We start from the raw sequence: 15046 nt of genomic DNA on the forward strand, positions 1-15046 counted from the left end.
AGCGCCCCGGCGCTGCCCAATACGCCGAACACGCCCGCCAGTTGATCCCTAACACCACAGCAAGGGACACGACCTCAGTGCGGTCTCGTTTGCTCTACCGCCGCAGATCGCGCAGTACCTCACGCGCGGCGCGTGCCCCCGAGGCCATCGCGGCCTGCACCGATCCGGTGGCCCGGTGGTCGCCGCACACGTAGCGGCCGGGGCCGACCCGAGTGGTTCGCCTGGGCGGCCGCGAAAGCGGCATCGCGGGTACAGCGTCCTCGACCGTACGCCCGTCAGCACGTCCCCGTCCTCCGTGGCCGTGTCGTAGGCCTCGCCGAATACCTCCCGCCTGCTTCTCCCGACCCTCGGTGTCGGGGCCCAGGACGGAGGTGGCGATCAGCGCGTGGCCCCCCGGGCAGCAGCGCGCTCCAACCTGCCATTGAGCTGCCAGATGACGACGATCGACAGCGCAGCGGCGCAGAGGTCCAGGCCGCAGCTGAACATGATCTGCCGCAAGGCATCACGAGCTGGGATCGTGGTGGTGGCCTCCTTCAAATCCTCGGAGGCATCACTCACCGTATACGCACTGGCTGCGACCAGGACAGACAGCCACCACGCCGTGAGCAGGGGGTGTCCGCGTCGACGTTGCGGTTCCGGCCGGCTGGCAGCCCACAGGTCGTTCACGAACATCTTGGGCACGAAGACCTGCGCAACCGGTACGACCCAGCCAAAAACCAGCCACGCCCTACGCCGACGCTTCCCTGACGCCAGAGCACGTCCGCGACATCACGCATGTTGGCAAGCCAGATGCAGAACTGAAGCAGCGCGACGAGGAACAGCCCCACCCGCCAGCCCATCAGGTTTCTGAAATACGTGTCCACCTCGACCAGCGGGTTGTCAACGTATGACCCCGACGTCAGCGGCCCCGCCAGCAGTTGGTACTTGTGCCAAGCCGCCAGCCCGGCCGCGACACTCACCAGCGCGAACGCAGCAAGCACGGCGCAGGCAAGCCGAGCCTGCCCGCGCGGCAACCCGACCGCTCCAGCCACTTCACACCTCCTGAAAGCCGCCCATTCAGACTTCCCGCAGGTCGGCAGCGGATCCTAACCCCGAGGGGAAGCGACTGACACAGCGCCCTGGCAGACCCAGACCGCCGCGGGGAGCCGGCATCAGTCACTGCGCGCTTTCAGCGCTGCCGCTCCAGAGTGAGGACGGCGGACCGGCTGGCGCCCGGGCCCCGGGCGCAGCACGTTGACCAACAGGGAGCCGGGTGTCCTGATCATGAGAGAGTCGCGGCCATGAGCGATTTCGTCCGCCCGGGGCGGCTGTTCCGGGTCGTCGGGTTCAATCCGTCCCACCGGCAGCTCTTCCTGCAAAGCGACGCAACGTTGGTTGACCGGACCACCACACGCATCGAGGTCTACATCGGGCATGTAGAGCTGATGCTCCTCCAGCCCTACTACCGCAACGGGATCCACATCCGGCGCGCCAGCCCTGACGAGTTCGCCGTGCTCAAGGAGCGGCACGGGCTGGAGTCATCCGACGCCGAGTACACCTGGATGCTGGACCCTGACGGAGGCAGCTTCGTCGTCGGAGGCATACCCAGCTGGCGCGAGGCGGAATACGCGCTGATGGACGACCGGCAGTCGCTGTACGACCTGTCCAAGCCCTGGCCACCGGACTTTCCCGTGGAATCAGGCCACGTCGGCTGACCCGTCCTCCCGACTGATCCGCGGCTCACCGCGGCGCCACGGTGCGGCCCGCGTAAGCGATCGGCCACCGGCGGACACTCAGTGCGCCTCGTGAATGGAGCGGTCGCGCTTGCTCCTACAGACCGCGCAACGCCTCGTACAGGTCGCGTAGGCATCCCAGCAGTGATGCTTCACAAGACACAGGCTGTGGAACCCGACAACCATCTCGGGGCGTGGCATCTCGTGGGCCTCGCCGAAGCCGACCCAATTCACTGGCCGATCGGGGTCGAGGGCGACAGCCCCACGGTCCCCCGATACCTCACGGATCTGCTGAAGACTCCATCCCCGGGGTAGTCGCACGTCGGCCATCCATGGATGATCCCACGCGCCCGGTGCAGATCACCACTCCAGGAGCGAGGCAGGGCGATGTCGGCAACGGCTGAAAAGGGTTCTGTAGCACGCTCGTTGGCCCTCGAGCGTGACGGTTGGCCCGCAGTTGACTCGTACTCCTTCCTGAAGGAGGGAGATTCTGGCCGTCCTGCTCGTTGCTGAGCCGCTACGCGGCACAGGTCTCGGGGGGATTCCGTGACTTCCTGTTTCCTGTTTCTTCGCGCTGTGCCAGGACGGGTCCGGTCTTACCGGCGCTCCACAGGCTGATGCCGCCAGTCCGACGGCCGCTTTCACGTTCTTCGCGGCATTGTGGTCCCGATCGTGCCGGGTGCCGCAGACGGGACAGGTCCACTCCCGTACGTCCAAGGGCTCGGGCCCGTCCCGGTGGCCGCAGGCCGAGCACACCTGGCTGGTCGGCTCGAACCGGCCGACCTTCACGAACGTGCGGCCATACCGCCGCGCCTTGTACTCGAGCATGGACACGAACTGGGACCAGCCCGCAATGCGGGATGCCCTGGTCCGACTGTTCAGGGGCGTGACATCCCGCATGGCATCACAGCCGGGGGCCCGACGTCAGCAGTAGAGGTTGCCGCCAGGGGACGTCCCGAGGATCTGCGTGAACCGCTGATAGTTGTTCACGCGGCTCTGGACCTGCGCCGGGTTCTTGCCGTCGCACTCCAGGGAGCCGTTGATGCTGCGTATTGTCTGGCCGAACCCCGCCTGGTTGACCATGGCGTTGTGCGGGGTCATGGTGCCGGGACCGGTCTGGGTGTTCCAGTACCACAGGGCCGTCTTCCAGGCGACGGCCGAGTCGTTCTGCACCAGCCAGGGGTTACCCAGCAGGTCGATGCCAAGCGCGTCGCCCGCCGCCTTGTAGTTGAAGTTCCAGCTCAGCTGGATCGGGCCGCGTCCGTAGTAGGCGGCCTGGCCGGCCGGGCAGCCGTACGGGCGGCTCCAGTCGCAGTAGTGCGGGTAGTTGGCAGTGTTCTGCTCCACCACATGCACCAAACCGCCGGTCTCGTGGCTGACGTTGGCGAGGAAGGCCGCGGCCTCCTGCTTCTTCACCGTGTCGCTGCCAGTGTTCGCGAACGCGGGGTAGGCGCTCAGGGCAGCGGTGAGCCCGCTGTAGCTGTAGAAGGAGTTCCGGTTGGGGAACATCTGGTTGAACTGCGCCTCCGTCACGACGAAGCGCGCATTGGGCGTGCCCGGCCCGCTGTCGCAGGCGTACGGCTCCCAGTACCAGGTGCTGATGACCGGGTCGTAACCCGGGTTGGCGTGCTCGGCAATGTATGCCTTGCCGTCGGTATAGCGGACGACGTCACCGGCGTTGTACGACCTGCCTGCCACCCAGTTGGGGTAGCTGGAGCACGCCGCGGCGGCGGCGTTCGTGGTCGGGAGCAGCACCGGGGCGGAGCCGGCGAGGGCGAGGACGGCCAGTACGGCGGAGACACGGCGTCTCGACACGGGATCAACTCCTTTGCAGGGCACGGCCGCACCTCGAACAGGGCGCAGTGGAGCCCGCACCGCACGCACCGGTGGACCGGACACGGCGTGGGGGCGGCCGTGGTGGGGGGCTGTCGGAGACACACTCAACCGCGTTGGTCTGTACCAGTCAAGGGTGTAGACCAGTCAGGCCTAGACCAGTTGGCGGGCACCAGTCGCTCACTGCCCGGTCGTCGAAGCCTCAAGGCACGGCCTGCTTTCCTCTTCAATGGGCTGTTGACCGCTCGTCTGTTGAGGGCGTGACCGGGAGCGGCGGGGCATGACGGACGGACGGGCTGACGGTGGCGATAACGGCGGTGACAAGCATCACCGTTGCCAGAACGCATACGGAGCCGACTGGTCCGACAGTGGTGAGCAGGTAGCCGGCGCCGAGGGAGGCGAGGGGCATGACTCCCCAGGACAGGGTCATGGCAGCGCTGGTGACACGCCCCAGTGGCTCGTTGGGGACCAGGACAGTCGCGTAACTGATGATCACGACGTTCCACAGCGGTCCGATGAACGCGCAGGCGGCGCCGATGGCTCCGATCAGCAGAGGGCTGGAGGTGAACGCGAACAAGGGCATCGTGCCGATGGTGGTGGATGTGGCGCCATGGTGTTGAGCGAGGACGACGATGATCAAGATGAGTGCCTGGAAGACCAGGTTGCTGGCGGCAATCAGCAAGATCGCGGCTCGGATGAGGGGATGACGCCAGACCCAGCGCAGGCCTGTGGTCGTCGCTCGCCACAGGGGTTCCGATGGCGTCGTCGTCGGGTTCTGCAGGTCGCTTCGGATGAACAACAGTCCGATGCTGGCAGCCACATAGGACAGCTCATCCACCATGAACGGCACCGCGCGGTCGATACCGAAAAGCGCACCGCCCAGCGGAGGACCGGCCAGAGCTGCACCGCGACTTCGGGCTTCATTGTGGGCTATCGCCGTGGGAAACAGTGCTACTGGGACGATCTTGGGAAGGGCGGCGCGCTCGGCCAGTCCGAAGAAGACGAAGCACAGTCCCTGTACGAAGGCGACCACGGCGAGGTGCGCCACGGTAACGCGGCCCAGCCATATGGCGACCGGGACGGTGGACAGTGCCAGGCCCGCACAGAGCTCGCTGAGCAGCAGGATCCTGCGGCGGTTCCACCGGTCCACCAGAGGTCCGGCAGGCAGGTGGGCGACGAGGTAGGCGTGCCGGCGGCTCCCACGACGCCGGCGTCGGAGGGCGATCCTGTGGTCGCGAGGACGAGCAGCGGCATCGCTGTCCCGCTGGTCTGGGCGCCCAGGGTCGAGACGACCTGACCGCTCCACAGGGCGAGGAACTCGCGGTTGCGCCATAACGAAGGCCGGTCGGCGGTGTCCTGTGCGGCCGGGGTGGTCACGAGGCGTCCCCGCGCTCGGGAGTGGGAAACGCGTGGAACACCACGGAGATGTGCCAGCTTGCGGGGGACGCCTGATCCGGGTCGCGGTGCCAACGCGAAAGGAACGCGAGGTACTCCTCGCCGAACTGAGCCAACTCCTCGGCGGTGAGAGTCGTCCCGCCGAAGGAGTGCATGGCCGCGGCGGCGAACTCGCCGAAAGTCTCGCGGTCGGACAGGTATGCGGTCAGGTCACGGTCAGCGCCCTTCCAGCCACTGCCGGCCGACCTCCGCCGCTGCGGCAGCAGTCCGAGGGTCCGCCGGATCGCGCGGCAGGCGCACGCCCTGGAGAATGGCCCACCAGTACTTGCGGCGCCCGGATGAACGAGCAGTGTCCTCTTCGGTGAACCCGAACCGGGCCAGTTGCCGCAGGTGATAGCTGGTTGCGCCGCGGTCCTCATCGAACTCTGCGGCCAGGTCGGCGGACGTAGCCGGGCCGTGCCGCTGGAGCCGGGTCAGCGTACGGTGGGCCCGCGGAGGGAACCTCACCCCGTCGAACTCGACCGTGCCGCCCAAGACCGCTGCCTGTCCCAAGTCGCCCCAACCACCAGGGACGGCGGCCTGGCCCAAGGTGATCTGGTCGATCGTCACACTGGGGGGACGTCTTCCCCGACATCAACGGGGCATGCCTCGCCAGCCGACCAATCGGTTCAGCCCGGTGAGCCGTCTGTCGAATCGGACTCCTGCCGCACCTACCCTGCGCATGTGTGGTCGCAGGGCCATAGCGACTCCCCTGCCCGGTTCGAGGCTGCCACACAATGTCAGGAGTGGGCACTCGCCGGTCACTTCCGCTCAGTTGGCGTACTGACGGCCACTCGGTGGTCTCGTTTCGAGGTTATGCCGTGAGTGCAAGCCGGACCGTCCACCGGTGTGGGTGCGTTGGCAGTCTGGACCTCGCCCCCGTGAAGGAGCGCGACAGGACCGCAGGACAAACGCATGTAGGTGCAGGCTTTAGCATGTCGCCCGTCGGGCTGTGTCCTGGCAGCTGTGTCTACGGGGGAGAACTTCGATGTTCGGAATCATCAGGCCATGCCGTCATCGGCTGGGCGAGGGCATGCGTACCGAGTGGATGGCGCACCTGTGCGGGCTGTGCCTGGCGCTGCGCGGCGAGTACGGGCAGTTCGCACGGGTGGCCACCAACTACGACGGCCTGATCGTCTCGGTGCTGACCGAGGCGCAGTCGGAGCGCACCGGCGCCTGGCGGCGGGGCGCCGGTCCGTGCCCGCTGCGCGGGATGCGGTCGGCAGACGTGGCGCAGGGCGAGGGTGCCCGGCTGGCGGCAACGGTGTCGCTGGTGCTGGCCGCGGCGAAAGTACGGGACCATGTGGCCGACGGCGACGGCCTCTTCGGCCGCCGCTCGGTCACGCTGGCGGCACGCAGGATCGCCAACGGCTGGGAGCGTGCGGGTGCCGCGGGCGGCGAGCAGCTCGGATTCGACACCGCGGTGCTGCTCGGCGCGGTCGATCGGCAGTCGAAGATCGAACACCTGACCGGCCCGGGCGACTCACTTCTGGCAGTCACGGAACCTACGGAGACAGCAACCGCCGCCGCCTTCGCTCACACCGCAGTCCTCGCCGACCGTCCGGAAAACGCCGAGCCGCTCGCGGAGGCCGGCCGCCTGTTCGGTCGGCTGGCCCATCTGCTCGACGCGGTGGAGGACCTGGACGCGGACGCAGCGACCGGCGCGTGGAACCCGATCACCGCGACCGGCGCCAGCCGCACCGAGGTGCGTCGCCTCTGCGACGACGCCGTCCATGGGATCCAACTCGCCTTGTCCGACGCCGAATTCGTCGACGGGCGGCTGGCGCGGGCGCTGCTCGGCGGAGAGCTGGAGCGCGCCGTCGACCGCGTCTTCGCCCCCCGGCATCGTCACCACCAGCACCGCCACCAGGCACAGGGCCCGCGCGTGCTTCCCTGGCTGGGACGCCGTGCGGCGACGGAAACGCCCTCGGGGACCGGCAGAGGCACGGACTGCGGCGTCGGGGCGCTTGCGGGCGCGGACCCACAGGGCGCGACGATGGCGTCGGACCAGACTTCTGAGGGGCAGTGTCGGCGGTGTGACCAGCGGCGCCAGTTGTGCCGCGATTGCCGCTTGTGCTTCAGCTGCTGCACCTGCAACGAGGACACCGGCCCGGATGACGCAGAGCCCTGGCAGTTCGGCGAAGGCAACCGGGGCGGCAACTTTCGCCAGGACGGCTCCGGCCGGGACAGCTCCGGGGGCGACGGCTGGTCCGGCGGACCGAGCGGCGGCAACTCGGGCGGCCCCTCCGGCGGTTCGGGCGGGGGCGGCCGGGGATCCGGTGGGTCCGGCGGTGGAGATGGTGACGGCTGCTGCAGTGGCGGGGGCTGCTGCAATCCGTGCAAGTGCTGCTGCGACTGCTGCGACTGAGCTTCTTCAGTGGGGACCCTGATCATACGTGCCGCCCCGCGCACCAGTCCCGCAAAGACGCCGAGGCCCGCAAGACCGCAAAAGCCCGCGCAGCGCCATGGGTACGCAAGGGCCGTTGACACCGGTGCAGCCGCTCGCCCAGCGAGTCTTCCGGCGGCAGTACCTCTGGGCTCGACTGGCGCTGTGACGGTCTCGGTCCCGATAGGTCCCACCAGCGCACCGGGTGCCACGGCGGGATCTCCTGCGTGATCCGATCCGTGGAAAACCAGGCAGAGCGGCGCAGACGCTGCTCGGCGCCACGGCAGGCCGGGATCGCCCGACGGGGCGCTACTCCGTTCGAGTGGTGCGTTCGGGCCCTCGGTCGTAGCGTCGGAACCGGCACATCTGTCGGCGAGCGGCAGCAGGGAACGGCTATGCACAGACGCGCACGCACAGCGATGGTCACGCTCTGCGCGGTTGCCGCCCTCGCCACCGCGGCAGGCACGCCGCCGGTGGCCCGGTCGGCACCGTCACCCGCCGCACAGACCGCACAGCAGCGCGTCGCTCTTCCGGTCCTCGTCGACTGCCTGTGGCACCCGCAGGTGCGGCCGTCCGAATTCATGCTGGCCTGCGGCGACGGCAACAGTCGCCTGGACTCACTCAAATGGTCCCGGTGGGACGCGGCTTCGGCGCGGGCCGAAGGGGTGAACTGGGTCAACGACTGCAAGCCGTACTGCGCGGCCGGCCGCTTCCACGCCTATCCGGTGACCGTACGGCTCGATCATCCCCAGCCCTGGAAGAAGCGGCCCCAGCTGTCCCACTACACCCGGATCACCCTCGTGTACACCGACAGCCGACCGGAGCAGTTCTCCCAGACCATGTCCTACTCGCTGTGGGACTGAACGGCCCGCTCCTGCCAGCTTGACTGCCGGCCCCAGGTGTTGAAGCCCTGGTCGATGGGTGCGGTGGGATGTGATCATGGGCGAGTCATGTTCATGCGCCCGTGAGGTGATTTCTTGAGGAAGGTGGCACTGCTTTCTCACGCACTGTTGCCTCGGCAGTACGACCATCACAAGGTTCTGGCGACCACCGTGGACGCCTGGGGCCGAACCCGCCGGCTCGGAATGTCGTCATGGCTGGGACCGACCGGACTCTAGAGCGCTCACGAGGACTCGTACACGTACGTCTCGCTCGATTCAATCGCCTCCACACTTGAATCGAGCGTACCAACCCGGCAAGGTGCTTTAAACAAGCGCAATGTCTGCGGTTCGGAGAGGTGCTTCATGGACGAGATCGACCGGGCCATCCTGCGGGAGCTGCAGGTCGACGGCCGGATCCCGTACGCCGATCTGGGGCCGAAGGTGGGGCTGTCGCCCTCGGCCGCAAGGCTCCGGTTGCAGCGGCTGATCGACACCAAGGCGGTCCAGGTCGTGGGAGTGACCGACCCGATGACCATGGGCCAGCAGACGATGGCGCTTTTGGGCTTGCGTGTCGACGGTGATCCTCGGGCGGTCGCCGATGAGCTGTCCCGGCACGACGAAGTGGTGTACACGGTCCTGACGGCCGGCGGCTTCGACCTGTTCGCGGAGGTGGTGTGCCGTCAGCCGCGGGATCTTCTGGACTTCATCAACGACATCGTGCGGCCCGTCGAGGGGGTCGCATCCGTGGAGAACTTCCCCTACTTCGGGATCCACACGCACCGCTTCTTGTGGCATGTCGACTGAGGGATCCGAGCGTTGCATCCCAGTTTGCCCGCACCAGCCGAGGGACCCTGCATGCAGCCCAACGAGTACCGCACGATCGACTTCTTCACCGAGGACGCCCTTCCCGCACCCCGCGTGGCGCCGGCCGAGGCGGAGCGCATCGCTGCCGAGCACTTCGGCATCACCGCTCGCGCGCAAGCACTGGGCAGCCAGCAGGACGCCAACTTCCTTCTGCACGCCGACGATGGAACGCCCACGGCAGTTCTGAAGATCGCCAACCCTGCCTTCAGCGCCACGGAGATCGACGCTCAGGACGCGGCAGCCGACCTGATCGCCTCGACCCACCCGGAACTGCGCATCGCCACGGTCCTGCGCCGCCCTGACGGCTCCCCACGTCGCACGACGGTCGACACCGAGACCGGTCCGGCCGTCGCGCGCCTGCTGCGCTACCTGCCCGGCGGCACCCTCTCGGGACCTCGGCACCTGTCACCGACGGCGGTGGCGGCCATGGGCACGATCGTCGGAAAGGTGAGCACTGCCCTGCACGGCTTCCGGCACCCGGGGCTCGACCGTGTGCTCCAGTGGGACCCGCAGCACGCCGATCGCGTCGTCGTCAAGCTCGCCGGGCACATCGACGAGCCCGACCGGCGTGCAGCCGTCCAGAACGCGACCGCCGAGGCCTGGGCACACGTCCACAAGCTCGCCGCCGCCTTGCCGTCGCAGGCCGTGCACCTGGACCTGACCGACGACAATCTGATCCGCCGTACCGACAACCGTCCGCCCATGCCGGACGGGGTCATCGACTTCGGTGACGTGACCACGAGCTGGGCGGTCGGCGAACTTGCCGTGGCACTGTCCTCACTGCTCCACCACGACGGTCTCGAGCCTCACCACCTGCTGCCGGCCGTCCGCGCATTCCACGCCGTTCGTCCGCTCTCCCGAGCGGAGGCGGAGGCATTGTGGCCGCTCGTGGTCCTGCGCGCCGCCGTCCTGGTGGCCAGTGGGCGGCAGCAAGCCGCCGTCGACGAGGACAACGCCTACGCCAAGGCCGCCCTGGACCGCGAATGGCGCATATTCGAACAGGCCACCTCGCTCCCCCTCCCCGTGATGATCCGCCTCGTCAGGGATGCGACCGGCGTGGCCGACGTGCCTGCCCGAACCGCGCAGGCCGATGCACCGGTACACCCTCTCCTGCGAGGCCTCGCCGCCGGCGACATCACGCTCCTCGACCTGTCCACCGACGCCGAGAGCATGGACCTCGGAGCCTGGATGGACGCCGGCACCGAGGACCGGCTGGCGGCCTCCGCGCTCGCGGACGGAGCGGCCGCAGTCGCCACCCGTCACGCCCGTGCGCAGCTCACGCGGACGCAGGTGCTGTCAGCGGTGTCGACCGCCACGGTGCCCACCGGAATCGACCTCTGGCTCGGCCGGGATGCCGTGCTCCAGGCGCCCGCCGCGGGCAGGGTCCTCGCCGCGGCACCGGGCCGTATAGAACTCACCTACGGCCCACAGGTGCTGTCGCTGTCCTTCGCCCCCGGGGGCCGGCCCATGGTCGGCACCGGTGCGACGGTGCAGGCGGGCGAGGAGATCGCCCACCTCGGCTCCGGCGCCATGGTCCACGTCGCGCTACGCGCTGCCGACGGCCCCGCCGTTCCGCGCCTGGTCCGGCCCGAGTACGCCGCCGGCTGGCTCGCGCTCACCGCCGACCCCGCCCCCCTCCTCGGCCTTCCGGCCGGCTCCGACCATCCGCGCGAGAGGGACCTGCTCGACCGGCGCGACGCCGTGTTCGCCACCGTGCAGGGGCACTACTACGCCAACCCTCCCCGTATCGAGCGTGGTTGGCGCCACCATCTGCTGTCCACCGAGGGCCGCGCGTACCTGGACATCGTCAACAACGTCACCCCGTTGGGCCACGCCCACCCCCGGGTCGAACAGGCGGTTTCCCGGCAGTTGCGGCGGCTCAACACCAACTCGCGGTTCCACTACTCCTCCGTGGTGGAGTTCACCGAACGCCTCGCCGAACTGCTTCCCGAGCCCCTGGACACGGTGTTCCTCGTCAACTCCGGTTCCGAGGCGGTGGATCTGGGCCTGCGGCTGGCTATCGGAGCCTCAGGGCAGCACGATGTTGTCGCACTGCGCGAGGCGTACCACGGCTGGACATACGCCTCCGACGCGGTCTCCACCTCCTTGCAGGACAACCCGAACGCCCTCGCCACCCGGCCGAGCTGGGTGCACACTGTGGACTCCCCCAATGCCTACCGAGGCCGGCACCGCGGCACGGACGCCGTACGCTACGGGCCCGAGGCCGTCGCGGTGATGGACGAACTGGCCGCTACCGGCCGCCCGGCAGGGGCATTCATCGGCGAGACCTACTACGGCAACGCCGGAGGCGTCGCCCTTCCCGACGGCTACCTCGCCGGGGTGTACGCGGCAGTGCGTCGCCGCGGCGGCCTTGCCGTCGCCGACGAGATCCAAGTCGGCTACGGCCGCCTGGGCCACTGGTTCTGGGGCTTCGAGCAGCAGGGGGTCGTGCCCGACATCGTCTGCGTCGCCAAGGCCATGGGCAACGGACACCCCCTCGGTGCCGTCATCACCTCCAAGGAGGTCGCCGATCGTTACAGCGAGCAGGGCTATTTCTTCTCCTCTACCGGTGGCAGCCCGGTCTCCAGCATCGTCGGCCTCACCGTCCTGGACACCCTGCGCGACGAGGATCTCCAGGGCAACGCGGTGCGTGTCGGCACCCATCTGAAACGCCGGCTCGAGTCACTGGCCGACCGCTACGGCATCATCGGCGCCGTCCACGGCTCGGGCCTCTACCTCGGCCTCGAACTCGTCAGGGACCGCACCACCCTGGAGCCCGCCACCGAAGAGACCGCCGAACTCTGCGACCGCATGCTCGACCTCGGCGTCATCGTCCAGCCCACCGGCGATCACCTCAACATCCTCAAGATCAAGCCGCCGCTGTGCATCGACTCCACCGCCGCGGACTTCTTCGCCGACATGCTCGACCTGGCCCTCAGCCAACTCGACCACGGCCACACCGGGTGAGACCCGGCCTCGGCGTCGGCGCCTCGCGATTCGGCGCCGAGGTGATGCTCGACCCGCACTGGCCTCACCTGGCGCTCCATGGCACGCGCCAAACCGCAGTCAGGGCCGCCAGGACGTGTGGCTGCGGGCCCTCGACCGCCTGTGTCTCCGCTTCGGCCCTGACCCGGGGCGGAACGCGGGCGGCGGCTTTCCGCAACCAGACACCAGCGGCGCGGCGGTGACCTCACGGGCCTGGATGCGGAAGGCGTTCGTCACGGTCCGACAGGACAGGTGCAGGTCCCGGGCGGCCTGGATGACCGTGGCGCCGGCATCGCGTATGCGGCGCCCGGCCGCACTGCGCAGCCGGGCGGTCAGCCTGGCCCGGCCGGTATCTGCGCAGCCGGGCGGTCAGCCTGGCGCCGGCCGGTATCTGCGCGATCTGCTCGGTGAACGACCGGCGCGGGCAGCCGGCCTCCCGGCAGAACCAGCGGCGCTTGTGCCAGCGGAACTCCAGCCCGCTCTCGCCATACGGAAGGTCGCGGGGACAGGTGACCGCGGAGCCCTTCACTCGGGTGGCGAAGACTCCGCAGGTCGGGCAGGCCCTGGCGGTCTCATCGGTGGTGACCAGGTGAACTCGGCGCCCTTCCGTCGGCCAGCCGCTCAACCCGCGCAACGGACACCCCGTCGGCATCCTGCATCCGGGGCCGTGCCCGAATGCGTCATGACAATCGGCCGGGTGTGGTTCGCTGCTGGGGTGACTCAGGACTTGGAGATCGTCGCATTCGAATCCGCCGAGACATTCGAGGCATGGCTCGGCGAGAACCACGCCGTCTCGCCCGGCATCTGGCTCAAGCTTCGCAAGAAGGGCCCCGGAATCGTCGCGCTGGACTACGCCCAGGCGCTCGACGTGGCACTCTGCTACGGCTGGATCGACGGCCAGAAAGCCAAGTTTGACGACCAGTGGTGGCTCCAGCGGTTTACCCCGCGCAAGCCGAGCAGCAAGTGGTCCAAGGTCAACCGGGACAAGGTGGCCGCCCTGATCGAGCAGGGCCGGATGCATCCGCCGGGGCAGGCCGAGGTCGACCGCGCCAAGGCAGACGGCCGCTGGGAGGCGGCCTACGACGGCGCGAAGACCGCCACGGTGCCGGACGACCTCGCGGCGGCCCTGACCGCCGAACCGGCCGCGGCGGCGTTCTTCGAGAAGCTGGACCGGCAGAACCGCTACGCGATCCTGTACCGGATCCAGGACGCCAAGAAGGCCGAGACCCGGGCGCGCCGGATCGAGAAGTACGTAGCGATGCTGGCGAAGGGCGAGAAGCTGTACCCGTAGTCGCGGAGCGGGTCCGTGGACGAAACGTCAGAGGCCCTGAGCAGGCGCACCGCTCAAGATCGAAGACCCCCAAAAGCGGACCCAGCCCGGTCGACCGTGCACGCCCGGGCAGCAAACACCACATCATCACCGCCGGCCAGGGCATCCCGCTCGCGGTGTCGCTGACCGGCGGCAACCGCAACGACGTCACCCAACTGCTGCCGCTGCTGGACAAGATTCCAGCGGTCGCGGGAGTCGTCGGCCGACCACGGCGACGGCCCGCCATGCTCTTCGCGGACCGCGGCTACGACCATGACAAGTACCGCCGGCTTCTCCGGCAGCGCGGGATCCGGCCCGCGATCGCCCAGCGGGGACAACCGCACGGCACCGGCCTGGGCACCTTCCGTTGGGTCGTCGAGCGGACGATCTCCTGGCTGCACGGCTTCCGCCGCCTACGGTTCCTCGGACTCGCCGTCTGCCTGATCACCCACCAGCACGTCCAGAAGCTTTGTTAGGGCCAGTTAGCCGCGACTTCGGCGCGCACGAGAAATCGCGGACGAAGTTTCCCATGGTCGCCTACCACATCAGCGAGATCATCTGGCATGACCAGTCCTGCCTGATCTGCGGACGGCCGGATGTGGAGTGGACCTACCGCCTGAGGCGTGGACCGTCGGCTCGCATTGGCCGACTCTCTCCGGACCGGCAGCGACTGGCCGGCACCGGAACAGCTCGTACTCGCCCTACCTGAGGCAGTCGACGGAGCGGCCGTCCACAGGTAACCGCGATGACCTGACGACGGCGCCCCGAACAGAGTGCCAGTCAGCGGCCAGCCCAGCTCACGCTTGCGCCGTTTGCGGACCTGGTGACGGCGGGTGCTGGGCGATCCGGCCGCCTGGAGTTCGGGCTTCGGCGCTGTTCGGGACAGACGCCGGCCGCCGGCGCGCCGACGGCCGGTCATGCACAACCGTTGCTCAGTTCTGACCCGGAGCCAGCCGCCACACCTTGAGGTCGAATGCGAAGGCGGTGGAGCAGGACAGCGGGACCCGCTCGCCGAGTACATCCACCGCCGCCACCGTCCGGAGCTGTGTGTTGGTGCCCGTGGTGATGACGTAGTGGTGCGCCGGGTCCTCGATGACCTCGTGCACGCGCTCGGGCTGTCCCGCGGCCGCGTAGGTGCCGCTGATGACGGCGTCACCTACCGGTTCGGCCGTGTCGTCCAACGTCTTGACCGGGATCTCGGCCGCGATCGTCCCGTTGGAGAAGAGCGTGGTGTCCTCCGGTCCGTAACCGCCGCCGTACTCCGCGTGCGGTGTCTCGACCGACAGGCTGGCGTGCGAGCCGAACGCGGAGTTCTGGTAGAGGTCCACCGTGACGGTGACGCCTCCGGACTGCCCGGTGCAGGACAGGGCGTACCCCTTCTCGATCGTCTGCTCCGGCGTGGATCCGTGCTCCGTCGCCGGGGCGGCCTGGGCGGCCGCGCCTGTGGTGGCGACCATGCCGGCACCGATCAGGCAGGCCAGTGCGACTCTTGTTGCGTTCCTCAACGTGGTTCCCCGTTCCTGGGCTCTGGGCCCATATGGCGCGTTTACGCGCGTTGCGGGAACTGAGACACGTTAGGTACGCCTTCGGTTGCACGGAACGGAAGAACTTCGTCGCCGTCTGGGAGCGTAAAGGCGCATCT

General features: G+C 68.7%; 15 protein-coding genes and 1 pseudogene. 7 read left to right on the plus strand and 9 right to left on the minus strand.

Features of this window, described 5'->3' with window-relative positions; all coding sequences use genetic code 11:
• Positions 1–378: 378 nt before the first annotated feature.
• Together H4N64_RS24215 and H4N64_RS24220 are read right to left on the minus strand one after the other, a co-directional pair.
• On the minus strand, positions 379–753 hold the full coding sequence (locus H4N64_RS24215) for a DUF4328 domain-containing protein (RefSeq protein WP_186284597.1): 375 nt from the start codon (positions 751–753) through the stop codon (positions 379–381).
• A complete protein-coding gene (locus tag H4N64_RS24220; RefSeq protein ID WP_186284527.1) occupies positions 663–1031 on the minus strand; it encodes a hypothetical protein in 369 nt (122 codons plus the stop codon). Before H4N64_RS24220 ends, H4N64_RS24215 begins: the two co-directional genes overlap by 91 nt.
• 249 nt (positions 1032–1280) lie before the next feature.
• Between H4N64_RS24220 and H4N64_RS24225 the strand changes: the two genes are divergently transcribed.
• Complete coding sequence (locus tag H4N64_RS24225) at positions 1281–1694, plus strand: hypothetical protein (protein ID WP_186284528.1); 414 nt, start codon at positions 1281–1283, stop codon at positions 1692–1694.
• Positions 1695–2072: 378 nt separating this feature from the next.
• On the opposite strand, the gene H4N64_RS45445 is transcribed toward H4N64_RS24225, so the two are convergent.
• The 5 genes from H4N64_RS45445 to H4N64_RS24250 all read right to left on the minus strand — a co-directional run bounded on the left by H4N64_RS45445 (position 2073) and on the right by H4N64_RS24250 (position 5549).
• A complete protein-coding gene (locus H4N64_RS45445; RefSeq protein WP_418896287.1) occupies positions 2073–2612 on the minus strand; it encodes a zinc ribbon domain-containing protein in 540 nt (179 codons plus the stop codon).
• A gap of 24 nt (positions 2613–2636) precedes the next feature.
• The gene (locus H4N64_RS24235) at positions 2637–3527 is read right to left on the minus strand and encodes a glycoside hydrolase family 19 protein (RefSeq protein WP_186284529.1); all 891 of its coding nucleotides are present in this window, start codon (positions 3525–3527) and stop codon (positions 2637–2639) included.
• A 244-nt stretch (positions 3528–3771) separates the two neighbouring features.
• Positions 3772–4878: an MFS transporter gene (locus H4N64_RS24240; RefSeq protein ID WP_260859935.1), complete on the minus strand. Its 1107-nt coding sequence runs from the start codon at positions 4876–4878 to the stop codon at positions 3772–3774.
• A 40-nt stretch (positions 4879–4918) separates the two neighbouring features.
• Positions 4919–5095, minus strand: a complete 177-nt coding sequence (locus H4N64_RS24245; protein WP_186284530.1) for a hypothetical protein — start codon at positions 5093–5095, stop codon at positions 4919–4921.
• Positions 5096–5156: 61 nt separating this feature from the next.
• Positions 5157–5549, minus strand: a complete 393-nt coding sequence (locus H4N64_RS24250) for a winged helix-turn-helix domain-containing protein (protein WP_186284531.1) — start codon at positions 5547–5549, stop codon at positions 5157–5159.
• 418 nt (positions 5550–5967) lie between these two features.
• Here H4N64_RS24250 and H4N64_RS24255 point away from each other — a divergent pair, with 418 nt between their 5' ends.
• The 4 genes from H4N64_RS24255 to H4N64_RS24270 all read left to right on the plus strand — a co-directional run bounded on the left by H4N64_RS24255 (position 5968) and on the right by H4N64_RS24270 (position 12077).
• Positions 5968–7347: a DUF5685 family protein gene (locus tag H4N64_RS24255; protein ID WP_186284532.1), complete on the plus strand. Its 1380-nt coding sequence runs from the start codon at positions 5968–5970 to the stop codon at positions 7345–7347.
• 413 nt (positions 7348–7760) lie between these two features.
• Positions 7761–8228, plus strand: coding sequence for a hypothetical protein (locus H4N64_RS24260; protein ID WP_186284533.1), 468 nt, complete (start codon positions 7761–7763; stop codon positions 8226–8228).
• A gap of 381 nt (positions 8229–8609) precedes the next feature.
• On the plus strand, positions 8610–9050 hold the full coding sequence (locus tag H4N64_RS24265; protein WP_186284534.1) for an Lrp/AsnC family transcriptional regulator: 441 nt from the start codon (positions 8610–8612) through the stop codon (positions 9048–9050).
• Between the two features lie 51 nt (positions 9051–9101).
• Positions 9102–12077, plus strand: coding sequence for an aminotransferase (locus H4N64_RS24270; protein WP_186284535.1), 2976 nt, complete (start codon positions 9102–9104; stop codon positions 12075–12077).
• A 223-nt stretch (positions 12078–12300) separates the two neighbouring features.
• Here H4N64_RS24270 and H4N64_RS46835 read toward each other — a convergent pair whose 3' ends face one another.
• Complete coding sequence (locus H4N64_RS46835; protein WP_418896288.1) at positions 12301–12747, minus strand: transposase family protein; 447 nt, start codon at positions 12745–12747, stop codon at positions 12301–12303.
• A 30-nt stretch (positions 12748–12777) separates the two neighbouring features.
• Between H4N64_RS46835 and H4N64_RS24280 the strand changes: the two genes are divergently transcribed.
• Together H4N64_RS24280 and H4N64_RS24285 are read left to right on the plus strand one after the other, a co-directional pair.
• Positions 12778–13386, plus strand: coding sequence for a YdeI/OmpD-associated family protein (locus H4N64_RS24280; protein WP_186284536.1), 609 nt, complete (start codon positions 12778–12780; stop codon positions 13384–13386).
• A 71-nt stretch (positions 13387–13457) separates the two neighbouring features.
• Positions 13458–13880, plus strand: a pseudogene (locus tag H4N64_RS24285) (transposase); the annotation flags it as partial.
• Between the two features lie 456 nt (positions 13881–14336).
• On the opposite strand, the gene H4N64_RS24290 reads toward H4N64_RS24285, so the two are convergent.
• Positions 14337–14861 carry a hypothetical protein gene (locus H4N64_RS24290; protein WP_186284537.1) on the minus strand — a complete coding sequence of 175 codons (525 nt, stop codon included), beginning with the start codon at positions 14859–14861 and terminating at the stop codon, positions 14337–14339.
• Positions 14862–15046 lie beyond the last annotated feature (185 nt).

Origin of the sequence: Streptomyces cupreus, from assembly GCF_014257025.1 — a bacterium.
Classification (GTDB): domain Bacteria; phylum Actinomycetota; class Actinomycetes; order Streptomycetales; family Streptomycetaceae; genus Streptomyces; species Streptomyces cupreus.